21 protein-coding genes and 1 pseudogene are annotated in these 21,849 nt (G+C 68.5%); 10 read left to right on the top strand and 12 right to left on the bottom strand.

The features are described from left to right. Positions 1-203 precede the first annotated feature (203 nt). From AC0KS4_RS18695 to AC0KS4_RS18685, 3 genes are all read right to left on the bottom strand, one after another. On the bottom strand, positions 204-1,259 hold the full coding sequence (locus AC0KS4_RS18695; protein ID WP_238956637.1) for a DNA topoisomerase IB: 1,056 nt from the start codon (positions 1,257-1,259) through the stop codon (positions 204-206). Between the two features lie 141 nt (positions 1,260-1,400). Then, positions 1,401-1,799, bottom strand: a complete 399-nt coding sequence (locus AC0KS4_RS18690) for a heme-binding protein (RefSeq protein WP_225326369.1) — start codon at positions 1,797-1,799, stop codon at positions 1,401-1,403. A 336-nt stretch (positions 1,800-2,135) separates the two neighbouring features. Beyond that, on the bottom strand, positions 2,136-2,942 hold the full coding sequence (locus AC0KS4_RS18685; RefSeq protein WP_238956636.1) for an SDR family oxidoreductase: 807 nt from the start codon (positions 2,940-2,942) through the stop codon (positions 2,136-2,138). Between the two features lie 177 nt (positions 2,943-3,119). On the opposite strand from AC0KS4_RS18685, the gene mbp1 reads away from it, so the two are divergent. Next, the gene (gene mbp1 / locus AC0KS4_RS18680) at positions 3,120-3,356 is read left to right on the top strand and encodes a microaggregate-binding protein 1 (protein ID WP_225326371.1); all 237 of its coding nucleotides are present in this window, start codon (positions 3,120-3,122) and stop codon (positions 3,354-3,356) included. A gap of 49 nt (positions 3,357-3,405) precedes the next feature. Here mbp1 and AC0KS4_RS18675 read toward each other — a convergent pair whose 3' ends face one another. From AC0KS4_RS18675 to AC0KS4_RS18665, 3 genes are all read right to left on the bottom strand, one after another. Next, a complete protein-coding gene (locus tag AC0KS4_RS18675; protein WP_238956635.1) occupies positions 3,406-4,170 on the bottom strand; it encodes an endonuclease/exonuclease/phosphatase family protein in 765 nt (254 codons plus the stop codon). A gap of 70 nt (positions 4,171-4,240) precedes the next feature. Beyond that, positions 4,241-5,023, bottom strand: coding sequence for a PIG-L deacetylase family protein (locus AC0KS4_RS18670; RefSeq protein ID WP_238956634.1), 783 nt, complete (start codon positions 5,021-5,023; stop codon positions 4,241-4,243). Then, positions 5,020-5,973 (bottom strand): acyl-CoA dehydrogenase family protein, encoded by a 954-nt coding sequence (locus AC0KS4_RS18665; protein WP_238956633.1) that lies wholly within the window; start codon positions 5,971-5,973, stop codon positions 5,020-5,022. The genes AC0KS4_RS18670 and AC0KS4_RS18665 overlap by 4 nt, the downstream gene beginning before the upstream one ends. 186 nt (positions 5,974-6,159) lie before the next feature. Here AC0KS4_RS18665 and AC0KS4_RS18660 point away from each other — a divergent pair, with 186 nt between their 5' ends. After that, entirely contained in the window at positions 6,160-6,738 is a 579-nt protein-coding gene (locus tag AC0KS4_RS18660; RefSeq protein ID WP_238956632.1) for a nucleotidyltransferase family protein, read from the top strand. Here the strand turns inward: AC0KS4_RS18660 and AC0KS4_RS18655 are convergent. Beyond that, a complete protein-coding gene (locus AC0KS4_RS18655; protein ID WP_238956631.1) occupies positions 6,732-6,989 on the bottom strand; it encodes a DUF7218 family protein in 258 nt (85 codons plus the stop codon). The genes AC0KS4_RS18660 and AC0KS4_RS18655 overlap by 7 nt on opposite strands. Positions 6,990-7,061: 72 nt before the next feature. Then, entirely contained in the window at positions 7,062-9,167 is a 2,106-nt protein-coding gene (locus AC0KS4_RS18650; RefSeq protein ID WP_238956630.1) for a catalase, read from the bottom strand. Between the two features lie 216 nt (positions 9,168-9,383). Here AC0KS4_RS18650 and AC0KS4_RS18645 point away from each other — a divergent pair, with 216 nt between their 5' ends. The 3 genes from AC0KS4_RS18645 to AC0KS4_RS18635 all read left to right on the top strand — a co-directional run bounded on the left by AC0KS4_RS18645 (position 9,384) and on the right by AC0KS4_RS18635 (position 12,563). Further along, positions 9,384-10,142 carry an STAS domain-containing protein gene (locus AC0KS4_RS18645; protein WP_238956629.1) on the top strand — a complete coding sequence of 253 codons (759 nt, stop codon included), beginning with the start codon at positions 9,384-9,386 and terminating at the stop codon, positions 10,140-10,142. Between the two features lie 145 nt (positions 10,143-10,287). After that, the gene (locus tag AC0KS4_RS18640) at positions 10,288-11,475 is read left to right on the top strand and encodes a glycosyltransferase (protein ID WP_238956628.1); all 1,188 of its coding nucleotides are present in this window, start codon (positions 10,288-10,290) and stop codon (positions 11,473-11,475) included. Beyond that, positions 11,472-12,563 (top strand): helix-turn-helix domain-containing protein, encoded by a 1,092-nt coding sequence (locus AC0KS4_RS18635; RefSeq protein WP_238956627.1) that lies wholly within the window; start codon positions 11,472-11,474, stop codon positions 12,561-12,563. The genes AC0KS4_RS18640 and AC0KS4_RS18635 overlap by 4 nt, the downstream gene beginning before the upstream one ends. 11 nt (positions 12,564-12,574) lie before the next feature. On the opposite strand, the gene AC0KS4_RS18630 is transcribed toward AC0KS4_RS18635, so the two are convergent. Further along, positions 12,575-13,930: a flavin monoamine oxidase family protein gene (locus tag AC0KS4_RS18630; protein WP_238956626.1), complete on the bottom strand. Its 1,356-nt coding sequence runs from the start codon at positions 13,928-13,930 to the stop codon at positions 12,575-12,577. A gap of 119 nt (positions 13,931-14,049) precedes the next feature. On the opposite strand from AC0KS4_RS18630, the gene AC0KS4_RS18625 reads away from it, so the two are divergent. Beyond that, a complete protein-coding gene (locus AC0KS4_RS18625; protein ID WP_225326381.1) occupies positions 14,050-15,015 on the top strand; it encodes an alpha/beta fold hydrolase in 966 nt (321 codons plus the stop codon). Here AC0KS4_RS18625 and AC0KS4_RS18620 read toward each other — a convergent pair. The 3 genes from AC0KS4_RS18620 to AC0KS4_RS18610 all read right to left on the bottom strand — a co-directional run bounded on the left by AC0KS4_RS18620 (position 15,010) and on the right by AC0KS4_RS18610 (position 18,727). Further along, positions 15,010-16,356, bottom strand: a complete 1,347-nt coding sequence (locus AC0KS4_RS18620; protein WP_225326382.1) for a flavin monoamine oxidase family protein — start codon at positions 16,354-16,356, stop codon at positions 15,010-15,012. The genes AC0KS4_RS18625 and AC0KS4_RS18620 overlap by 6 nt on opposite strands. 118 nt (positions 16,357-16,474) lie before the next feature. Beyond that, complete coding sequence (locus AC0KS4_RS18615) at positions 16,475-17,590, bottom strand: Rv3169 family protein (RefSeq protein ID WP_238956625.1); 1,116 nt, start codon at positions 17,588-17,590, stop codon at positions 16,475-16,477. Further along, complete coding sequence (locus AC0KS4_RS18610) at positions 17,591-18,727, bottom strand: phosphotransferase family protein (RefSeq protein WP_238956624.1); 1,137 nt, start codon at positions 18,725-18,727, stop codon at positions 17,591-17,593. 59 nt (positions 18,728-18,786) lie between these two features. Here AC0KS4_RS18610 and AC0KS4_RS18605 point away from each other — a divergent pair, with 59 nt between their 5' ends. The 4 genes and pseudogenes from AC0KS4_RS18605 (at position 18,787) to AC0KS4_RS18590 (ending at position 21,832) form a co-directional block, all read left to right on the top strand. Further along, entirely contained in the window at positions 18,787-19,389 is a 603-nt protein-coding gene (locus tag AC0KS4_RS18605) for a TetR/AcrR family transcriptional regulator (protein ID WP_225326385.1), read from the top strand. Continuing rightward, positions 19,386-20,248 (top strand): annotated as a pseudogene (locus AC0KS4_RS18600) (SDR family NAD(P)-dependent oxidoreductase). Before AC0KS4_RS18605 ends, AC0KS4_RS18600 begins: the two are co-directional and overlap by 4 nt. Positions 20,249-20,405: 157 nt before the next feature. Beyond that, entirely contained in the window at positions 20,406-21,353 is a 948-nt protein-coding gene (locus tag AC0KS4_RS18595; RefSeq protein WP_238956623.1) for a DUF4129 domain-containing protein, read from the top strand. Continuing rightward, a complete protein-coding gene (locus tag AC0KS4_RS18590; RefSeq protein ID WP_238956622.1) occupies positions 21,350-21,832 on the top strand; it encodes a hypothetical protein in 483 nt (160 codons plus the stop codon). Before AC0KS4_RS18595 ends, AC0KS4_RS18590 begins: the two co-directional genes overlap by 4 nt. Positions 21,833-21,849: the final 17 nt, after the last annotated feature.

The following is a 21,849-nucleotide window of genomic DNA, read 5'->3' as shown; positions in this document are numbered from 1 at the left end:
CGGTTCTTCAGTGCTGGCGGGTGGGCGTGTGTGGCTGTTGGTTGAACCACCTGCAGGCAGGCGTGGCTACGGCAGACAGCCGCGCATGGGCGGCTTTGGCACTTCCCACAGGTGCGGGGTTACCCGCAAACGGTGTTGTTATTCCCCTTCACGAGCCGGCCAGCTGACTCACAGCCAGTTAACAGCTGGCGGTGGGGAACAGTTCATGCCGTCTTACGCAGGGTGGACGAGCCGTTGGCGTTGTCGCTCTTGGCTACGCGCCGGATCAGCATCCGGGTGGCCTTGTCCAGAATCTCCTGGGCCACGTCGGGCTTGCGGGCGCGCTCGGCGCGGCGCACCGCCGCGGCGATGGTCAGGCCCTGCTCATAGCCGGTGACGACGCGGGGATCCACATAGGAACCGCGCGCCACCGCCGGCGTGTTGCCCAGCTCCTCGGCCACCTCTTTCATCACGGCGGCCTCGACGCGCTTGGCGACCCGGCCCGACACCGCCGGGTCGGCGTCGGCGAAGGCCGCCGCCGCCAGCACCGTGCCGTGCCACGTTCGCAGGTCCTTGACGGTGTAGTCGTCGCCGGCCAGCTCCTTGAATCGGGCGTTGAGGTCGTCGGCGCGCACGTCGAGCCACCCGGAAGCGGTGCGGCACACCAGCAATCGCTCGGTGCGGTTGGGCCTGCGCATCAGCGAGCGCACCGCCCGGACAACGTCGGCGTCCTCGATCTCCACGGTGCGCCGGACCCCGCTCTTGGCGGGAAAGTCGAATTCGACGGCGTCACTCCGGATTACCACATGTTCACACAGCAGCGTGGACAAACCGTAGGACTCGTGTTCCTCGGCGTATTGCTCGCCGCCGGCGCGGAAGTAGCCGCGATCGAGCAGCCGCAGCGCGAGCGCCAACACCCGCTTCCGGGTCAAGCCCTGGCGCGCAAGGTCTTTGGCGATCTCGGCGCGCCATGCCGGTAGCCGCGTCGACAGTTCCAGCACCCGGTCGAACTTCTCCTCGGCGCGTTCGGCCTGCCAGGCGGAGTGGTAGAGGTACTGGCGGCGGCCGGCGGCGTCGACGCCGACGGCCTGGATGTGACCGTTGGGAAACGGCGAGATCCACACCTTCTTCCACGCCGGCGGAATGACGAGATCCTTGATGCGCTGCAGGGTTTCCGGATCGGAAACCGGCTTGCCGCTTGGCTCGTAGTAGGAGAAGCCCTTTCCGCGGCGCTTGCGCGCGATTCCCGGCTTGCTCAGCACGCTGCGACGCAGTCGCATCCTCGGCCCTCCAGTTCCGTCCGCCGGCCGCATCACTATTCGCCAGAAGTACCCGCCGGCAAAGGCGTTCACACGGACCGTCACGGTTCAACGCGGAAACGACCCGCCACAACGTTGTGGCGGGTCGTCTCGTGGGCTGGATCAGCCGGCCATGAACTCGTGGTAGGCCGACTCCAGGTTCGGCGGCAGGGCGGTGACGTTGCACTGCCGTTCGGTGTCGCCGATCGGGGCCAGGATGCCGCGCAGGTCGTAGTACTCCTGCGGGTGTCCGGTGAAGTAGCTGCGCAGGCTTGATGCAGCTTCGGGCCGCGGCTGGCCGTAGGCGGCCGTCACCACCTGGTTCGCCCCCGGGTGCGCCGCCAGATACTGCTCGGCGGATCCCTGCACCGAGGAGACGGTGGAGTTCACACCCTCGGGGCTGCAGTCGGGTGCTGCGGACGCCGACGGCGCGCCGACGATGCCCATGGCCATCCCCCCGAGCAGGCAGCCGGCGCTGATTCCGGCCATTCGACGGCGCGCGACAATACTGCTGATTTTCATGATGATTGTTGTCCTTCGAAGCGAAATGGTTTTCTCTCGACTGAGGCTCCCGATCCTCGAAATCCAAAGTAGCCGAGGCAAACGGTGGCGATGTTCGCTGACGACGAACGTCGGGGCGCGCTTGGGGCCGTTGAGGGCGCTCGCGACCGTCTTTGCTAAGTGAACGGTGAAGCGGTCCGCAAATTTCTAAGAGAACGCACCCGTTCTTAACCAATCGTGATGTCGATCGTGACGCAATCGTTATTCGCGGATGCGCTGACGAGACGTCCCCGCGATACCAGGGCGAGAGGTCACCGTCGGGATGATCGTTGTCAGTTGCGCGTTGCTGCTGTGACCTCAGCTCCCGCTGGGCTCTTCGCCGTCGGCGACCTGATGCCCATCGATGCTGGGCGGCGCCAAGGTCTGCAGCCACGTGTCGACGTCGGGACCGACGACCACCGCGTGACCGGACGCCAACAGTACCCCGTTGGCGAGCGCGGCCACCGCGGGCCGGACGGCCCGCACCTGCCGGCTATCGCCTTGCTGGGCAAGCAATTTCGACGTCAGCTCGGGCAGGCGGATGGGGTGCGGGCCGGTGATGGTGCGCGGCGTGTGCGACTGTCCCAGCGCCGCCTCCACCAGGACGTCGGCGACGGTGTCGGCGGCGATCGGCTGGATCAGCCAGTCCTCGACGATCACCTCGTCACCGTCGCAGCTCACCGCATCGCAATGGGTGGCGCATTCATACCACTGCGTGGACTTGACGATCGTGGTCGGTACCGGGCCGTCGAGCAGGATGTTCTTCGCCGCCCGTTTGCCTTCGTAGTAGGGGATGCCGTCGAATTCCGGGTCGTCGATGCCCGCGATCGTCGGCACCACCAGGCGCTGCACGTCCTGTGTGGCACACGCGCCCACGATGTTGTGGGAGGCGGTGGCCAGCGCTTGGCTGACGTCGACCGGTTCGGGCGGCACCGGATCGGATACGTCGATCGCGACGTCGACCCCCTTGAGCGCCTCGCAGAGGTCCGGCCCGCTGAACAGATCGATGCCCTGCTCGCGTGAGATCTCAACCACCGCGACGTCGCGCGACCTCAGCCGGGCGACGACGCGGGATCCGGCCGTACCGGTCGCCCCGATCACGGCGATGGTGGACACCGCCCTCACCCCCCTTCGCGCCGCCGGCTAGTACTACCCGGTAAAACCCGTTTCAAACCGATTGCCCGGCCTGATATGTGCGTGCGGAAGGCAACGCGGGACGGGCCGTTTGATGAAGCTTGCGGCGGGAACGCCCTAGGTGCCATCGAGCGCAAGCTCACTCACCACCGAGAGGAAGGTCAACCCATGGGAGACCAGAAGAGCGGGCCGCAGGAAGCGGTGCAGGGCGCCGTCGAGGGCGTGAAGGGCAAGGCCAAGGAGGTCGGGGGGACCGTGCTCGGTCGCGACGACCTTGTCGACGAGGGCCAGGCTCAGCAAGACAAAGCCGACGCCCAACGCGACGCGGGCAAGAAGGAAGCCGAAGCCGAGTCGGCGCGCGCCGGTGCGGACGCGGCCGAAGAGCGCCAGAAGAAAAACCAGTAGGCAGCTTCAGTCAGGGGGTCCGGTCCGTTTCTCGGGCCGGGCCCCCGACTCACACCCGCTGCAGGTCGACCACCAGCGGGCGGTGATCGGAAATCGGCATCGGGCTGGCCTCGACCGGGCCGCCGCGCAGCCGGGGGTCGTCGGTCAAGATGTGGTCGAGCTGGCGGTTGGGGTGATCGGCGGGAAACGTTTCGGCGACGGCCAGCGCCCGCATGCCCGACCAGCGACGAACGGTTTTCGGCGTCATGTTCAAGTCGCCGGTCAGCAACCGTGGGCCCGGGAAGCCGCGCAGGTCGTGAATCACCCGCAGCAGCTGGCGCCGGTTCCAGCCCGGAACGAACGACAGGTGCGTGTTGGCCACCGTCAGACCGCCCATCGGGGTGCGCAGCCGGGCGATGACCGCCGCGCGCGGCTCCTCATCGACGATCATCACCCGGTTGGGGCCGGGCAGGTACATCGGAAAGCGCATCGGGATGCGGGGGAGCCGCAACACCTGCCAACTGGCCACGGGGTATCGGGACAGCAGGGCGATCCCGTACGCGGCGGTCCCCGGCTGTTCGCGGCCGGTGGCGGCCATCCAGGTGGCGCCCGGGGTACCGGAAATCGCCGCGACGAACCGGTGCTCCACCGCGCCCATGGCCTCGGCGGCGGCAGCGGTCAGGTCGGCCCGCTCGGAGCGTGGTTGATCGCAGTCGACCTCCTGCAAGCTGAGCACGTCCGGATCGAGGCGGCGCACGCAATCGCGCAGGCGCGCAACGTCGACGCCGTTCCCGACCGTGCGGCCGTGCAGGATGTTGAAGGTCGCCACGCGCATAGGTTTTCGCCTACCCACTTTCCCGCTCGGGCACGCACCGCGGCATTCCCGCAGCGGGTCGGTGCGTGGATCACCGAAATACGACTTCTCCCACGGCGGAGCCCACCGCGAGCAGCCGCGCGAGCACGAAACTCGGCAATATGGGCGAGGATTCCCCATCGGTGGGCTCGAGTTGACTTCGATAGCATTGCGCCGCACGGCGTTTGCGACCCATCGCCCAGCTGGGAGATGGCACCGAATAGGCTCGGGTCCACGGCACCGCCGGATCGGCGAGATGCGCCCAATGCCACATCAGCACCGGATATTCCAGCAGCGTCGCGCCGGTGCGGGCGCACGCGTCCGAGGCCGCGCGCCCCACGGCTTCGTGGTCGGGATGCCCGTCGCCCCGCCAGGTCGCTGCGCACCAGGTCGCCGGACCGCCATCGGCGAGCATCTGCACCAGCGTGTCGGCCAGGCTGTTCTCGTGATCCGTCAGCTCACCGTCGGGAAACCCCAGCGAGATCGGGCTGGGGACATTCAAATGTCTGGCCGCCCGGCCCATTTCGTATCTGCGAATGGTCGCCATGCGAAGCCGGTCGGAGACCGACACTCCGGGTTGGGCGGCGCCGCCGTCGCTGACCGAGACCACGTGAACGTCAACCCCCCTCGCGGTCAGTTGCGTGGTCATCGCACCCAGGCCGAGGGTTTCGTCGTCGGGGTGCGGGGCAACGACGATCAGCCGTCGGCACTCCGCCAAATCCAGTGTGGGCAGGGGCCGTTCGGCGAAGGCGGCCAGCCACAACGGCACCGGGGTGCCGCCATGGGTCAGCGGATCGGGGGCACACGCGCAGTTGCCCGCCGGCACGGTTTTCACGGCGCCCTCATCGCCTGCTTGCCCGCCAGCTGCCCGAGTTCGGCCAGGTCTCGCTCCGCGTGGCTCTGCCGGATGTAGATGCTCAGGTCCGCGACCCGTTGAGCGTGCCGTCCGTCCTGGCACAGCGGGCCCGGGCCCAGGGCGCGGCCGGTGCGCGTAATCGCTTCGTCGACAGCGTGTTCCACGACCGTGCGGACGCGGCGCGCCAGCAGTTGCGCGGTTCCGGAGCGGTCGAACGGATCGGCGTCGACCTGGACCGCGGCCTCGGTGAGGATCGCGTCGCTGGCGGCCAGCGCGGCGTCCACGGCGCCCAAGTGTGCCAGCGAGTACGCGTCGGCGGATTGGCTTGCGGCGCAGCGATACAGCGGGTCGGCGACCCGGCGTGCGCCGCCGAGCCAACAGGCGGCGACACCGATTGCGCCGTGCCAGAATCCCGGTCGATCCAGGTAGTCGCCGGGGTCGCCCACGGCGACGGCCTGGGCGTTGGTGAACAGGACCGGCCTGGTGTCGCTGCCGGCCATCCCCGCGTTCCACCAGGTGCTGGGCAACGCCTTGACGGCCGGGTCGGTCACCGTCACCGCGAACAGGCCTTGCGTCCCGTCCCCGAGCCGTGCGGTCACCAGCGCGTGCGTGCAGAACCCGGCGCCCGCGCACCACACCTTGGTGCCGTTCAAGGTGAACGCCCCGTCGGTGTCGGTGGCCGTCAGCGCCGTGTCCGGGGCTTCGGCGGCCCACACGCCCCACAGCTGACCCGGGTCGGGGGGCTTGCCGCCCAACTCGTGCAGGATCGCGACGGCATCGACGTGGGACTCGGCGATCCTGGCCGCGACGATGTTGTCCTCGGCCAGCCGCGCCAGCCGCTGCCAGCGTTCGGCCGTGCGCCCCGACGCGGGAAGAGGCAGATCGAGTCGTCCGGACTCGAGCCAATGTTCGATGAGCCCCGCCGTCACGCCGGACCCCCCGCCGGGGATGCCCCCGATCGCACGGCCGGAATCACACCGGTCGCAGCATCATATGAACGTGGCACCGCGGTTGACATAACGGGACGTTTTCCCCATTGGCCGGAAGTTAAACGGCCTTACGATCGTCCGTCGGCAGGTTGTCCGTGGCGCCGGCGGGGTATCACCTAATGCACCATGGCACCCCTCGACGCACATGCCGACGCAACCAGCTGCGCCTCGCGGTTGCGAGAGGCGCTGAAGGGCGCCGCCTCGGCGCTCAAGGAGCATGGGCCGCGTTTCGCCCTGGCGGGCAGCTACGCGTTATGGGCTTACGGCGCACCGGAACCCAGTCACGATGTGGACCTCGTGGTGGCCGAGGCCGACGTGGAGACGGCCGTGGCCACCCTCACCAATGCCGGGTTCGTCGTCGAACGGCCCCCGGAGGATTGGTTGTTCAAGGCCCGCACCGGCGACACGCTGGTCGATGTCCTGCATCGCATCAACGGCGTACCGGTCGATGCCGACACGCTGGATCAGGCCGAACAGCAGGAGGTCCTGGCGATCAGCATGCCGGTGCTGCCGCCCACCATTGTGCTTGTCCAGCAGCTGCGCTCCCTGGGGGAGCATCACTGCGACTTCGCCAGATTGCTGCCGGCCGTGCGCGCGGTGCGCGAACGCCTGGACTGGCGGCGTATCGCCGCGCAGACCGCCGAAAACGATTACGCGGTCGCCTTCTTGGTGCTGGCCGACCGGCTCGGGCTGACGCGTCAGTGATTACGCAGCTTGGCCACCAGCTTGTCCTTCGTCAGGCTCGAATAGCCTGACATGCCAAGCTCTTTGGCCCGCTTCTTCAGTTCGGGAACGGTCCAGTCCTGGTAAGACCCGGACTTGCCGCCCTTGCGACCCGCCGAGGACTTGCCCCGGCCGGCGGCCGCATTCGAAATCCGCGCGGCCTTCTCCTTGGAGTCACCCTTCTTGCGCAGATCCTGGTACAGCTTCTCGTTCTTGATCGACGAACGCGGCATGATCCATCCTCCTGTCCACGATGAGACGCCTTTTCAGTTATGCCCGCCCCGACCGCGGGGAAAACACCGGCGCTAGGCCGGAACCGGGTCGGTGCGACGCTGCCAGCAACGGTGTTGAGCGAGCGCGCCGGCGAATTCCTCGACGAAGCGGTCGGGCAACTCGTCGGCGGCGGCCGTGGTGGTGATGACGGATTGGTCGTTGAGCACGTCGGTGTCCTCGGCGAGGCGGTTGGTGATGCCGGCGGTGCGCAGCAGGTCGACGCCGGCACCGTACGCGCCGATGGGCTTGAGATGCTTGTAGGCCTCGGTCACGAAGTGCACCGCATACCCGTCGTTGGACAGCGTCGCTATCGACCGCGGGCCGCACGCCACCACGACCGCGTCGTAGAGCACCGACGCCATCGTCGTGAAGGAACGGTCGACGGGCAGTTCGCCGCCGGATCCGCCCTCCAACGTGCCGCCGGCCACCGGGGCCAACACCTCGACCACCGCGCCGCGCTGTCCCATCAGCTCGATGAAGCGCTGTGTTCCCACCACATCGACGCCGTCGGCGGCCAGCACCGCGACCTTGCGCGATTCGATGGTGTCGCCCGCGTCGGTGACTTGTGACAGCGCCGGCGAGGCGGCCACCGCGTCGTCGACCTGCTCCTCGGGCGGCGCGGGAAGTCCCAGCTTCGCGGCCACCTGGGCGGCCAGTTCGCCGTCGACCCGGGCGAGCTGTGCGACCACCGCCGAACGGATCTCGGGTATCTCCACCTTGCCGAGCTCGAAGGCGAACGCGGCGACGATGTGTTCGGCTTCCACGCGCGTCATGCTCTTCCAGAACATCCGCGCCTGGCTGTAGTGATTCTCGAAGGACTCGGCCCGCTTGCGCATGGTCTGCCCGTCGAGCCGCTGGGTGTAGTGCCGGAATACGTTCTCGTCGGCTAGCGCGGGGCAGCCGCCGCCGATGGTGTTCTTGTAGTAGCTGGAGCGGCCCTGCGGAATCGCGTGCTGTCCGTAACCGTCGTGCTGGTTGGTGCGGACCTCGGCCACCGGACGGTTGATCGGCAGCTGGGCGAAGTTGGGGCCGCCCAGCCGGATCAGCTGGGTGTCCAGGTAGGAGAAGTTGCGGAACTGCAGCAGCGGATCATTGGTGAAGTCGATGCCCGGCACCACGTTCGCCGTGTGGAACGCGACCTGCTCCGTCTCGGCGAAGAAGTTGTCCGGGTTGCGGTTCAACACCATCTTCCCCACCGGACGAACCGGAACCTGTTCCTCGGGAATGATTTTCGTCGCGTCGAGAAGATCGAAATCGAATTTGAACTCGTCCTCCTCGGGCACGAGCTGGACGCCGAGCTCCCATTCCGGGTACTGGCCCGACTCGATGGCCTCCCACAGGTCGCGTCGGTTGTAGTCGGGGTCTTTGCCGGCGATCTTCTGGCATTCGTCCCAGATCAGCGAGTGCACGCCGAGCCGCGGCTTCCAGTGGAACTTCACGAAAGTTCCCTCGCCGCGGTCGTTTACCAGCCGGAAGGTGTGCACGCCGAAGCCCTGCATCATGCGGTAGCTGCGCGGTAGGGCCCGGTCCGACATCAGCCACATGATGGTGTGCAGCGTCTCGGGCTGCAGCGCCACGAAATCCCAGAGTGTGTCGTGTGCCGACTGCGCCTGCGGAATCTCGTTGTGCGGCTCGGGTTTCACCGCGTGCACGAAGTCGGGGAACTTGATCCCGTCCTGGATGAAGAACACCGGGAAGTTGTTGCCCACCAGGTCGTAATTGCCTTGTTCGGTGTAGAACTTGGTGGCGAAGCCGCGCACGTCGCGCACGGTGTCGGCCGACCCTCGGGAGCCGGCCACCGTGGAGAATCGCACGAACACCGGGGTTTGCAGGCCCGGCGTCGTCAAGAATTTCGCCGCGGTGTACTGCGCCAGCGAGTCGTCATACGGTTCGAAATAGCCGTAGGCGCCGGCACCCCGCGCGTGCACCACGCGCTCCGGGATGCGCTCGTGGTCGAAATGGGTGATCTTCTCGCGCGCGTGAAAATCCTCCAGCAGCGTCGGCCCCCGCTCACCGACCGACAGCGAATCGTCGGTGTGGTCGACGCGCACACCCTGTTGGGTCGTCAGGTATCCGGTGTCCCGACGGAACCGGGCGGACTCCAGGTCGCGCTGCTTGGGATTGGGGTCGGTAGCCATGACTGCCTTTCTGGGTGATTTGCTGGGCCGCTCAACGGTCGCTCAACGGTGTGGAGTACCACCGTCAAACCCGGGTAAAACGGCCCGAATCCGGCACCGGTCCATGGCTTCGAGGGTTGCCTGCCATCGATGCGGGTAGACGGCAGTGGTGATTGCGGCGGCTGACGAAAACGGCGGAAATCGGGCGGCCCGGAAGCTCCACCGGAGCGACATCCGATGAATGTCCATCCGCCGGCTATCTGGATCGAGAGGGAAACCCCTCAAGGCGTACCAATCCTGACGATGGAAGGCGTGCTCGACAGCGAGACCTATCTCGCGGTCCGCGACGCCGTGATCACGGCAGCGATCGACGAGCCGCATGCGGTGATCGTTGGTGTCGATCGTTTGCGCGCTTCATCCATTTCGGCCTGGACGGTGTTCAAAAGCGCTCGTTGGCATGTCAGCGTGTGGCCGGACGTCCCGATATTGCTGGTGTGCGAACAGCCGGCGGTGCGCCGGGCGATCGCGACGGCCGGCGTCGCCCGATATGTGCCGATCCATTCCACCCGGCGGCTCGCGCTGGACGCAGTGCACGATCAATCCCGCAAGGTCCGGCGACGGGCGCGCACCGAGCTTGCGCGATCCTGCGACAGCATCGACCATGCACGTGGCGTGGTCACCGACCGCCTTACCAGATGGGACATCCGCGAAGTGGTCGCGGCCGCGGCCACGGTGGCGACCGTCTTCGTCGAGAACGCTCTCGACCACACCGAGAGTGCGCCGGTGTTGATCGTCGAGAGCTATCGAGACACCGTCACCGTTGCGGTCGCGGACGACAGTCCCCAGCTGCCCGGCCGGCGCGAGGCTCCCGAGCGCGGTGCCGACGTCGTCTCCGGACTGGCCATCGTCTCCGCGGTGTCGCGCGCGTGGGGCGCGGCCCCCACATCGTCGGGCAAAACCGTCTGGGCATTGGTCGGCCGGGAAAACCAGCTCTGATACCGCCTCCGAGCGTTTCACTCGGGGCCAGCAGACGAAACCCCGGCCACAAAACGAAGTCGCGATCTTGTTCGTTTCGCGGACGCCCACAAGAGGTATGCCACGTGATGCCGGGGGACGGACGACGTGCGGGGAGGAACCGCGGTTGAAGATCGCAATTGTCAGCGGCGACGACGTGGTCGGGGAGGACCCCGAGCAGCTGGGTGTCGCGCTGACGGCGCAGGGGCATGACGCGACGGTCTGCCTGCGCCAAAGCGGTCGACGGCGCGCGAAGGCAGCCATCGGCGGCTGCCGCCGTGTGTCGGTTCCGGTCGGCCCGCGCGCGGCGGCCTCCGCCGTCGACGTGCTGCCCTACGTCGGGGAATGGGCGGCGAAACTGGAGCGCGTCTGGTCAAAGGAACATCCCGACGTCGTGCATGCGTACGGGTGGCTGGGTGGCCTGGCCGCGCAACTGGCCGCACGACGTCGGTGTGTCCCGGTCGTGCAGACGTTCTTGGGCCTGGCCGCGACGGCGCGCGACCGTGCCGTGGCCGCACCGCCAAAGAGCGAACGCGAGCGTATCGAGCCGCTGCTGGCGCGCAGCGCGATGTGGGCGACCGGCGAGAGCAGCGCCGAGGTCGACATGCTGGCCCAACTGCGCCACAGCCGCGCGCGGGTGTCCGCGTTGACCTGCGGCGTGGACTCCGAGCGTTACACGCCGGCCGGTCCGGAAATTGCCCGCAACGGGCTGCAACGCGTCCTGTGTGTGGCGCCGAACCCGCTGCAGCATAACGGTTTTGATATCGCGATCAGTGCGCTGTACCGGGTCCCGGGGGCCGAGTTGGTCATCGCGGAAACCGACGCGACGAACACCGTGCACGATGACGCGCGAGCCCAGTTGCAGTATCTCGCCAAGGAATTCGGGGTCGCCGACCGTGTCCGCTTCGCGGGCACGATCCCCGGCAGCGAAATGCCGATGTGGGTGCGGTCCGCCGACGTCATGGTGTGCACGCCTCGTCAACCGCTGCGCCCCTCGACCGCGCTGCAGGCCATGGCCAGTGGCGTGGTGGTGGTCGCCGCGACCGTGGGCGCGCTGGCCGACGTCGTCCTCGACGACATCACCGGTATCGTACTGCCTCCGGAAAATCCCGTCGGCCTGGCCGCCGCGCTGAGAAGGCTCCTCGCCCAGCACTTTCAGTGCGAAAGCATGGGCGCGGCCGGACGGAGCCGCGCACAGTCACGCTTCGGGTGGGACCGGATCGCGCTCGACGCGCTGAACGTTTACCAGAGCCTGGGGGCGCACGACCGGGCAGTGACGAGGGTGCCCACAGTCCTTCCTCTGAGCCGGCCATGACTACCGCGACCCGCGGGACCGCCGGCTTACCGTCCGGGGAGTTCGTCAGTCCTGCGGGCGCAGCGGTCGAGGAGGATCGGGCCGAGTACTGTCCAGGCCGGCCCGAGCTCGGCGCCGACCCGGATCACGGGGTCCAACCAGTCGCGGTGGAATACAAGCAGTTTCGTAGCAGCGATGTGCAGGCGGCGCGCCGGCTTTTCGCCGGCGCCTATCGGCCGGGCTGGCGGCTCTCCGGCTTCACCGGCCACTGCGCGGTGTCGCATCGGCGCCGGGACACCGGGTCGATGACGGTGGACGAGGTGGCCATCCAGGGTCGGTTGACGCTCGAGATCCCGGCGGCCGACACCGTTGTCGTCATACAACCGCGCGCGGGATCGCTGAGCGTCGCGGGCGGCCCCTCGGCGACCGCGGACTTCCCGATTCTCGTCACGCACGGTATGTCCTGTGTATTGCACTGCAACGGCGCGCGTTTCGATGTGGTTGTCCTCGCGGCGGAGGTGCTGCTCGCGGTCGCCGCCGAATGGCACACGGCGCTGTCGCAACAGACCCAGTTCCTGAAATGGCGTCCGCGTTCGCGTGCCGCCGTGCGGGCCTGGCATCGAGCGCTCGACTACGTGTTGACGACGTTGGCCTGTTCCGACACCGCCCAGCAACCGATGATCGCCGCGGGCATGGCCAACCTGCTGGCCGGCGCGTTGCTCGAGTGCTATCCGTCCAACCTGACCGAGCAGGATCCGGCCAGCGGCCTCGCGCTGCCCGAAACGCTCAAGGAGGCGGTGTCTTTCATCCACCGCCACACCACCGAGGACATCGGCATCAACGACGTCGCGGCCGCCGTGCATCTGACCCCACGGGCGGTCCAGTACCTGTTCCGCCGCCGGCTCGACACCACACCGACCGAGTACATGCGTCGGGTCCGGCTTCGCCGCGCCCACCAAGAGCTGATCGCGGCGACGGCGGGCGCCTCGACCGTCACCGAGATCGCCCGGCGGTGGGGGTTCGCGCACACCGGGCGCTTCGCCGTGCTCTACCGGCAGACCTACGGGCAAAGCCCCCACACCACGCTGCGGCAACAGACCCCGGCGTGACGCCCGCGCGGTCAACCACTCAACCGGCGCAGCAGCTGGTTCGCGGCATAGCGGCCACTGAGCACGGCGCCGGCCGCCGTGGCCGGATTATCCACGCCGACCGCCTCGCCCGCCAGATAGAGCCGGTCGCTGATCGGCTGCTGTAGCCGGCACCGGTCGTCGGGACCGGAGCCGGGCGGGTGAAACGAATAGGCGCCGAGCGCATACGGATCGACGCTCCAGTTGGACGTCCGCACGTCGGTCAGCGCGATGTGCTCACCGAAGAGCCGGCGCGCGATCGGTGCCGCGCTGGCCAACAGATCCTGGGGCGAGCGCGACTCCACGAATCGGCCGCGGGTGCCGCCGTTGAGGGCGACCGCCACCGGCGCCACATCGCTGGCCACGGTGAACCATTGCGACCACAGGCCGCCGTCGGGCCCGAGGTATTGGTAGAAGGCGTTGTCCGCCTTCCACGTTCGTTGATCGAAGCGGAAGAAGCTTTTGGACAAGACGCCGAAGCCCAGCGCGTCGATCGCCCGGGCGTGCCCATCGGGCAGAGCTGGATCAAAGGCGATCGCACCGGTTTTCAGCACGCCGAGGGGAACGGTGACAATCGCGGCCGGTCCCCGGTATGCGTTGTGCTTGGTCCGCACGACGACGGCGTCCTCACCGTGCACGATCGCGGTCACCGGTTCGTTGAGCTCGATCGCGAGCCCGTCGGCGAGCGACTTCGGCAGGGCGTCATAGCCGTTCGTGATCACGTCCTGGTCGCCGCCGGAGTAGTCACCCTTATCGAAGGTGCCGGCCGACAGCTGATCCGCGTCGGCGGCGTATTCGTCCTCGACCTCGGTGGTGAGGTAGAACGCCAGTTGGGCTCGATCGGACGGGGAAAGCCTCGCGGCGGTGGCGGCGGCCTTGACGGCGTCGCCCAGGCTGCCGGCGCCGGCTTGGTCGCGGGCTCGTTCCACGAACGCGCGCCAGGTGGCGCTGCGGTAATCGGCCGGCCGCAGAGCGGGATCGGCCACGAGCTCGGCCCACCCGTAATAGTCGGTGGCGACCAGCCGGGCCCCCGCCCGTCGCGCCAGTTCGGTCAGCGGGTTGCCCGTCGCGCCGTGGATCCACGACGCGCCCAGCTCCAGGGGCGTCCCCCAGCCGCGGTCGGTGCATACCCTGCCACCGATGCGGTCGCGGGCCTCGATGACGCGCACCGCCCGCCCGGCGTCGTCGAGGCTGCGGGCGGCGGACAATCCCGCCAGTCCGGCGCCGACGACGAGGACCGAGTCGATGTCCTCGGACGGCGGATGCTTCGGCGCGCACGCGGACGCCATCCCGGCGCCGACGACGCCCGCGGTGGCCGCGAGAAACGCCCGCCGCGACAACCAAGACACGGGTCTAAGCGTCTCATAAGAACCGTTTGCCGGATTTCCCAAATCCCCGCCGAATATCGGGATAAAATCGTCTCATCCTTAGCTGCGGCGACGGGGCCGCGTTCGAGGGGGGAGCGGCGATGAGTGCTCGACGGTCGGTACGCGCAATTGACCCCTTCCCCGAACGGCTGCCGCCGAGTGAGACCGTGTCGGTCCGCGCGGCCGACGGCACCCGGCTGCATGCGGAGGTGTTCGGGCCTCCCGACGGTTATCCGATTGTCCTGGCGCACGGCATCACCTGCGCGATCCGCGCGTGGGCCTACCAGATCGCCGAGCTGGCCGGCGACTACCGGGTGATCGCGTTCGATCATCGCGGGCACGGCCGAAGTGGCGTGCCGCGGGCCAAGGGTTACAGCCTCAAACACCTTGCGTCCGACCTGGATTCGGTGCTGGATGCGACGCTGGCGCCGCACGAGCGGGCGGTGCTGGCCGGTCACTCGATGGGCGGCATGACCATCGCCGCATGGTCGGAGCGTTACCGGCACAAGGTCGCGCGGCGCGCCGACGCCGTCGCGCTGATCAACACCACGACCGGTGACCTGATCCGCAACGTGCAACTGCTCGCTGTCCCGCACGGGTTGTCGCCGGCGCGGGTGCTCGCGGGGCGGGCCCTGATCGGCGCGTTCGGGGGGTTTCCCGTCCCGGGGGCGGCCCGCATCCCGAGCCGTTATGTGGTTGCGATGCTCGCGACCGGGCGCGACGCCGACCCGAGCATCGCGCGGATCGTCTACGAGCTCTTCGAGAAGACGTCGCCGCTGGGGCGGGCCGGATGCGCGCGGGCGCTGGTCGCGTCGGTGGGGTCGCGCTATCTCGACCTCAGCGGGCTGACGGTGCCCACGCTGGTCATCGGCAGCGAACGCGACCGGCTGACACCGATCGGCCAGTCCCGCAGGATCGCACGTGACGCGCCCAACCTGATCGGCCTGGTAGAGCTACCCGGGGGGCACTGCTCGATGCTGGAGCACCCCCGCGAGGTGAGCCGCCAGCTGCGCGCGCTGGCCGAAGCGGCCATCCACAACGCCGCGACCAGCCGGATCAGTTCATAGCAGCGCGGTGACCTCGGCGGCCGCCCGCTGGCCGGACCTGATCGCCCCGTCGAGGAAGCCCGTCCACTCGTCGGCGGTTTCGGTGCCGGCCCAGTGGATCGGGCCGACCGGTTCGCGCAGCCACCGCCCGAATCGCATCCACGACCCTGGCGGCACCGCCGCGGTCGGGCCGCCGGGCGCGAATTCCTCTGCGCCCCAACGATGATCGACGTAGTCGAGAGGCTTGAGTGCGTCGTCGCCGAAAAGCGTTGCAAAGCAACGTAACACGTCGCGGCGGCGCTGATCGCCGGGCAGCGAGTCGAACGCGCGGGCGTCGACGAAACCCATGAGAATGCCCGGACCGTCCGGATGCGGGCTGACGTCGAACGTGATGAAAACGGGGCCCTGGTCGGACAGCGCCTGCCCGGAGAATCCGTTGGCCCGCCAAAACGGCGTGGAATAGGCCGCATACGCCTTGCTGAGCCGGCCCTGCGGCCAATGCCGGGCGAGTTGCTCGTACTCGGCGGGCAGCGGGGGAGTGAACTCGATCGAGGCGCGATGGGCCGGCGGGATCGCGACGATGACGAAGCCGGCCTCGGTTTCGCCGACATCGGTCGTGACGGTCACGCCCGCGCCGTGGCGTTCGATGCGCCGCACCGGCGCGCCCAGCACCACCCGCGTGTCCAGCTCGGCGGCCGCGGCCTCGGCGATCTGTTGCGTGCCGCCGGGAAAGCGGTCCTGCTGGGCGCCGTCCTCGACGTCGAGCAGCCGGTCCAGGCCGCCGGCCGCGTGCGCGTAGCGGGCCGCGTGCAGCATCGACACGTCGTCGGGTTCGCACCCCCAGGTCACCCGCGCCACGATCGCCAGCAGGTCGCGCGACGAGGCCGTCGCCCGCACCGAGCGCAGCCAGCCGCCGAGCGACACGCCGTCGAGTTCGCGCGCCCGCCGGGCGTCCCACGGGGCCGCCAGCGGGACCCCGCGGGCAATCCTGTCAAACTGCCAGCGCAGCCGGCCGATGTCCAGCAGGCCGGTCAGGGACAGCTTGGGAATCGTGCCGCGATACGCGTGCGTCCAGCCGCGCCAGTGGATCAGGTTCTTGCCGTCGTGGTGCGTGGGAATCGTGGGAACGTCGAGTTCGGCCGCCATCGCCAGCACGGCGTCTTGGGTCGGCCCGACGAACGTGCCGCCCAGATCGGCCGGCAATCCGGCGACGCTGCCAGTCAGCGACCGTCCACCGACCCGGTCGCGGCCCTCGAAGACCACCACGTCGTGGCCCTGCCGGGTCAGCTCGCGTGCGGCGGCGAGCCCGGCAAAGCCCGCTCCGACTACGACGACGTCGACGATCCGGGGCGGCTTTGACACGCGCTCTAGTGAACCGCATTTCTGCGATTTGCAGGGCGAAATTGTGAAGCCCGCGAGCCTGCGCTGGTTGCGCGAATGAGCCGAGAACCGTCGAACGGGTCGGCGTTTCGCATACCGGCTAAGGCGCGACCGTGAGCCAGTCTTTGAATCCCGACGGGTCGTGGCGGCCAAGCGCGCCGTGCTCGTAGAGGCCCCAGCCCTCGACCGGGGGCTTGTCGCCGTCGCGGCACACCGCCCGGCCGACGTGGTCGATCACGCCGAACCCCGCGCGGGCGATGATCGCCGGGTCGGTCATGTCGTAGGTCAGCCGCTCGGCGAACTTCTCGCCCTTCCACATGCCGTGGATCCAGTCGGAGTCGCCGCCGTAGCCGCCGCCGACGTGAATGGGGACCGGCAGCTTGGACTCCACGTCGAAGTGGACGCCGGTGCCGTCGGGGGTGGTGGCCTCGATCGTCGCGCCGGTCGGGATGCGGGTGCCGGAGCGGTAGTGGATCTTGACCCGCGGCCAGCCCAGCTGCTCGACGCGGCCGTCTCGCCAGATCCGGGTGCAGTCGTTGAGCGAGCGGAACCCGTTGGGCTCCTCCTGGATGATCAGCACGATCGCGAACTCGTCGAACGCCATCGGCACGTACAGCCACCACATGCCCTCGAAGGGCGGATCGGCGGGCCGCCCCGCGGGCTCGGCCTCGCCGATCGGACGGATGCCCCAGGACCGGTCGCGGCTGCCCAGCCAGGTGTTGGGGTCGACGGTGATTTCCTCGCCGTCGACGACGATGTGCCCGCTCCAGCTGCCGAGCTGGGCGAAACGCTGCGCGTCCAGCGTGACCCGGTTGCCGGAACGCAGGATGTGCGGCTGTTCCTGGACGACATCGAACAGCCCCTTCCAGGTGAGATCGGCTGCGATGCCTTCGGTTTCGTCGAGGACCAGCCGCAGCTTGTTCAGCGGCTCGATGACCTCGATCCGGTAACCGTTGACGTGCTGGTTGAGGCGGTCCTGATCGATGGCGTCCGAAACGTGCACGGCGGTCTGCGTGTCCCCGCGCCGCACGAGCAGGAACGCGTCCTTGACCCCGAGGTTGGGGTAGTAACCGATGCCGCTGATCACGAAGATGTTCCCGGTGCGGTCGTGGGCGTTGAAGTAGGAGCGGTCGTAGAAGTTGCGGTCCGAGGATCCCGGCCACGCGATCGGCTGGGGAATCTGATGTACCGGGAACTCGTCGAGCGGTCCGAGCATTTACTGGTCCTCTCCGATAAGACGTTTCATCAATCCGGCGTGGTAGAACAGCGATTCGACATCGTCGGGCTTTTCGGTTTCGCCGAAGTGCACCCGTCGCGCGCCGGTGCGCATGAACACGCACGCCCACATCACGCCCGAATACACGTAAAACCAGTGCAGGTCGCCGATTTCGACGCCGGTCAGGCGCGCGTAGGTAGCGCGCACGTCGTCCTCGCGCATCACCTCCGGCAGCCCCGGCAGCGTCGCCAGCCCGGCGAGTTCTTGAAACACCATGTGCGCGAATATCATCCACGCCACGTCGAGCTCACGCGGGCCCAGCGTCACCATCTCCCAGTCCAGCACCGCCACCGGCGCGAAGTCCTGGTACAGCACGTTGCCGACGCGCGCGTCACCCCACAGCAGCACCGGTTCGGCGGCGGCCGCCTCGGCGGGCCAGTTGGCTTCCAGCCAGTTGAAGGTGCGTTCCAAAAGCGGCGATCGCCCGATGTCGGGCACCGCGAAGTCATACCAGGACCGCACCCAGTTGAAGTGCTTGCGCAGCGCGGTGTCGCCGCTCAGTCCCTCGGTGAGGAAGCCAAATGTATTCTGCGCGTTCGGAATCGAGTGCAACGCGGCGAGTACTCCGACGGTCGCGTCCTGTAGTTCGCGCTGCCGCTCGGCGGGCGCGTCGGCAAACCAGTTGCCGCCGAACGTGTAGGGCATGACGTCGGGCGGCACCTCACCGTCGACGTAGTCCATCACGAAGAAGGGGGTGCCGAGGACGTCGCCGGTGTTCTCCAGCCAGCGCACCCGGGGGACCGGCACGTCGGTCAGTTCGCCGACCTTGCGGATGACGTCGAACTGATGGTCGAGGCGGTAGGTCGGGAAGACCTGCACGTCCTCGGCGGTGGGCGCCACCCGCGTCACGAGCTTCTGCTGGGTCGGCTGTCCGTCCTGCTGCCAGCGGACGGTCAAGATGATGGTCTCCGACGACATGCCCGTCGAATCCACGCCGCTTTCCACGGTCACCTCGGGTTTTGCGCCGTCGGGCAGTACGGTAGAAAGCCAGCGCGACATCACCGCCGGCAAGGTGGTGACGTCGCGGCTGGAGCGCTGCAGTCGGTCGACGTTGTCGACTGCCGGTTCAGTGGCCACGGGAGTGCCTCCGTCCTTTGGGACTTTTTCGCGGCAATTACGATACGGTAGGTAGCGTTATGAAAGCAGACCCGTCCGGCCTTGACAAGGCCCCCGGCGCCGGCCGCCCGCGCGATCCGCGTATCGACTCGGCCATCCTATCGGCGACCGCGGAACTGCTTGTCCAAACGGGCTATTCAAATATCAGTCTGGCCGCGGTCGCCGAGCGGGCCGGCACCACGAAATCGGCGCTGTACCGGCGATGGTCGAGCAAGGCCGAACTGGTGCACGAGGCGGCCTTCCCGGTGGCTCCCACCGCGCTGGAGGCGCCGGCGGGGGATATCGCCGCCGACATGCGGATGATGATCGAGGCCACCCGCGACGTGTTCACCACCCCGGTGGTGCGCGCCGCGCTGCCCGGCCTGGTCGCCGACATGACGGCCGATCCCGCGCTCAACGCGCGGGTGATGTCGAGATTCGTGGACTTGTTCACCGCGGTGCGGCTGCGGCTGCGTGAGGCGGTTGACCGGGGCGAAGCCCATCCCGATGTGGATCCGGACCGGTTGATCGAGTTGATCGGGGGAGCGACGATGCTGCGGATGCTGCTGCGCCCGGAAGAAGCGCTCGACGATGCGTGGGTGGAACAGACCACGGCCATCGTCGTGCACGGGGTGCGTCGATGACGGGCCGGCTCGCGGGGCGCGCCGCGATCGTCACCGGCGCCAGCCGCGGCCTGGGCCGGGCGATCGCGCTGGCGCTGGCCGCCGAGGGGGCCGCGGTGGCCGTCGGCGGGCGCACCGAAGAGGTCTGGGATGAGCGGCTGCCGGGAACCATCGGTGAGACGGTCGCCGACATCGAGGCGGCGGGCGGACGTGCCGTCGCGGTGCGGGCCGATTTGACCGACCGTGACGAGATCGGTTGGTGGCATCGGCGCGAGACGCGTTGGGCCCCATCGCGATTCTGGTCAACAATGCGGCCTTCACCGCGCCGGGACGCCCACCGGTGCCCGGCGCCGAGCCGCGCGCGAAACCCGCAAAGCCCAGCGGCGCCAAGCCCGGCTGGCCGGGGTTCGTCAGCACACCCTTGCACGCGTATCGCCGGCATTTCGACATCGCGGTCTTTGCGGCTTACGAGCTGATGCAAATGGTGTGCCCCGACATGATCGAGGCGGGTGGCGGCTCGATCATCAACATCACCTCGGTGGCGTCGCGACTGCCCGGTGACGGCCCCTACGCCGACCGCAGCGGCGGAGTGCTGCCCGGGTACGGCGGATCCAAGGCCGCGCTCGAGCATCTGACCCAGTGCGCGGCATTCGATCTCACCGACCACAACATCGCGGTCAACGCGCTCTCGCCGTCCAAACCGATCCTCACGCCGGGCCTCTCCTACTATGCCCGCAACTTCGACGACACCGCCTCGGCGGACGAATTCGCCCGCGCGGCAGTGGAATTGGCCCTTGTCGACCCTGCCAAGGTCACCGGACGCACCATCGGTCACCTGCAGGTGCTCGACGGCAGTTTCCGGCCGTTCGCGCTGGACTAAGCCGGGGTGGTGGCCGTGACCGCGTTGATGATCACGGCGTGCAGCTTGTGCCTCGGCCCCAGTCCTGGCCCTAGGGCCGTCTGACGTGCAAGTATGAGCAAAGCCAGTGCCGCAACGGCGGCAGGCAACCGGTTGAGTGGTGTGCCCCATGCCTGGTATGGACAAGCCGACAGGGCGGGTCGTGGCCCTGATCGTTCTCCTACTCGTGGTCGCGGCCGCCCTGCGCGGGTATCTCCCGGCTCCGCAGCATGCGGTCCGCAGCGAGTCGGGGGGCCGGGCGGCGATGGTGCTCGTGGTCGCGATTTTGGCGGCGATGCTGGCATTGGTCGCGATTGCGGTCGTCGCGCGGTTGCGGGACCCGCGTGCGCCCGCGCCGTCCGCGGGTGCACTGTCCGACATGCTGGGCACCGGAAGGGGCCGACCGAGTTGGCGCGTGTTGCTGATCGGCCTCGGGGTGATCGTGGTCTGGCTGCTGATCGTGATCCTGCTGACCCGCCTCGTGGGGCCTCACGGCATCGGGCCGGCGCCGTCGGCGTCCGAGACGGGGGCCCCGCCGCCGTCGCATGCGGGCTCGCCACCACCGCACCAGCAGCATCGGCAGCGGCCGCGCGACGGCTCGCAGAACATGCTCGGCGTGCTGCTCGCCAGCACGGCCGCGATGCTGTTGGTGACCGTCGCCGGAACGGTCGCCGCGGCGAGGCGACGGTGGCGCCCGGTGGCGCCCCGCATCGCCGACGAGCCGGCCGAACTCCCGGCGGCCGCGGCGCGTTCGAAGTCACTGGCGCGGGCGGCCGAGCGTGGACTGGCCGAGATGACGGACCTGCGCCGCGAACCGCGCGAGGCGATCATCGCGTGCTACGCCGCAATGGAACGCGAACTCGCACATGTTCCCGGCGCCGTGCCCCAGGACTTCGACACCCCGTCCGAGGTGTTGGCCCGTGCGGTCGAACACCATGCCCTGCACGCCGATAACGCAGTACAACTGGTGAACCTGTTCACCGAGGCGCGGTTCAGTCCGCACGTGATGAACGAAGGTCACCGCGACGTGGCCGTGCACGTGCTTCGCCTGGTCCTCGACGAACTGGGAGCGCGGAGCGCGGCATGAAAAAGACCACGGCCCTGGGTATTTTCCTCATCATCGGCATCGAGGTGCTGGCGCTGACGCAGCATGACCGCCGATTCGTGTTGGCTGCCTCCGGCATTGGGCTGGCCCTGGTGCTGCTCAGCATGCGGCGCACCCTGGGACGCGGGCACCAAACCGGGGCCGAGGCGGACGCCGACGACCTCGGGGATTCGTTGCGCCGCTGGCTTTCCACCACCGAGACGACGATCCGCTGGGCGGAGGCCACCCGGGCCGACTGGGATCGGCATCTGCGCCCGATGCTGGCCCGACGGTATGAAATCGCCACGGGCCAACGGCAAGCCAAGGATCCCGCGGCGTTCCACGCGACCGGTCGAATGCTCTTCGGTGTCGAATTGTGGGAATGGGTCAACCCCAACAACGTCATCCGCAACGGCGACCGCCAACCGGGGCCGGGCAGGGCGGCCTTGGAAGAGATCCTGCGAAAGTTGGAACAGGTATGACGGAAGGCGCGATTCAG

Source organism: Mycobacterium sp. NTMscope_MAC_12 (assembly GCF_976985675.1).
The sequence above is the reverse complement of the archived record's forward strand: the minus strand, read 5'-3'. Positions and strand labels throughout refer to the sequence as shown.

Excerpts from the sequence above, each read along its gene's own strand:
- AC0KS4_RS18590 (WP_238956622.1), top strand. The coding sequence starts at position 21,350 with ATGAAAAAGACCACGGCCCTGGGTATTTTCCTCATCATCGGCATCGAG.
- AC0KS4_RS18690 (WP_225326369.1), bottom strand. The coding sequence starts at position 1,799 with ATGAAAATCAGCAGTATTGTCGCGCGCCGTCGAATGGCCGGAATCAGC.
- AC0KS4_RS18645 (WP_238956629.1), top strand. The coding sequence starts at position 9,384 with ATGAATGTCCATCCGCCGGCTATCTGGATCGAGAGGGAAACCCCTCAA.
- AC0KS4_RS18650 (WP_238956630.1), bottom strand. The coding sequence starts at position 9,167 with ATGGCTACCGACCCCAATCCCAAGCAGCGCGACCTGGAGTCCGCCCGG.
- AC0KS4_RS18695 (WP_238956637.1), bottom strand. The coding sequence starts at position 1,259 with ATGCGACTGCGTCGCAGCGTGCTGAGCAAGCCGGGAATCGCGCGCAAG.
- AC0KS4_RS18655 (WP_238956631.1), bottom strand. The coding sequence starts at position 6,989 with ATGCCGCGTTCGTCGATCAAGAACGAGAAGCTGTACCAGGATCTGCGC.
- AC0KS4_RS18595 (WP_238956623.1), top strand. The coding sequence starts at position 20,406 with ATGGACAAGCCGACAGGGCGGGTCGTGGCCCTGATCGTTCTCCTACTC.
- AC0KS4_RS18660 (WP_238956632.1), top strand. The coding sequence starts at position 6,160 with ATGGCACCCCTCGACGCACATGCCGACGCAACCAGCTGCGCCTCGCGG.
- AC0KS4_RS18675 (WP_238956635.1), bottom strand. The coding sequence starts at position 4,170 with ATGCGCGTGGCGACCTTCAACATCCTGCACGGCCGCACGGTCGGGAAC.
- AC0KS4_RS18635 (WP_238956627.1), top strand. The coding sequence starts at position 11,472 with ATGACTACCGCGACCCGCGGGACCGCCGGCTTACCGTCCGGGGAGTTC.
- AC0KS4_RS18615 (WP_238956625.1), bottom strand. The coding sequence starts at position 17,590 with ATGCTCGGACCGCTCGACGAGTTCCCGGTACATCAGATTCCCCAGCCG.
- AC0KS4_RS18625 (WP_225326381.1), top strand. The coding sequence starts at position 14,050 with ATGAGTGCTCGACGGTCGGTACGCGCAATTGACCCCTTCCCCGAACGG.
- mbp1 (WP_225326371.1), top strand. The coding sequence starts at position 3,120 with ATGGGAGACCAGAAGAGCGGGCCGCAGGAAGCGGTGCAGGGCGCCGTC.
- AC0KS4_RS18605 (WP_225326385.1), top strand. The coding sequence starts at position 18,787 with ATGAAAGCAGACCCGTCCGGCCTTGACAAGGCCCCCGGCGCCGGCCGC.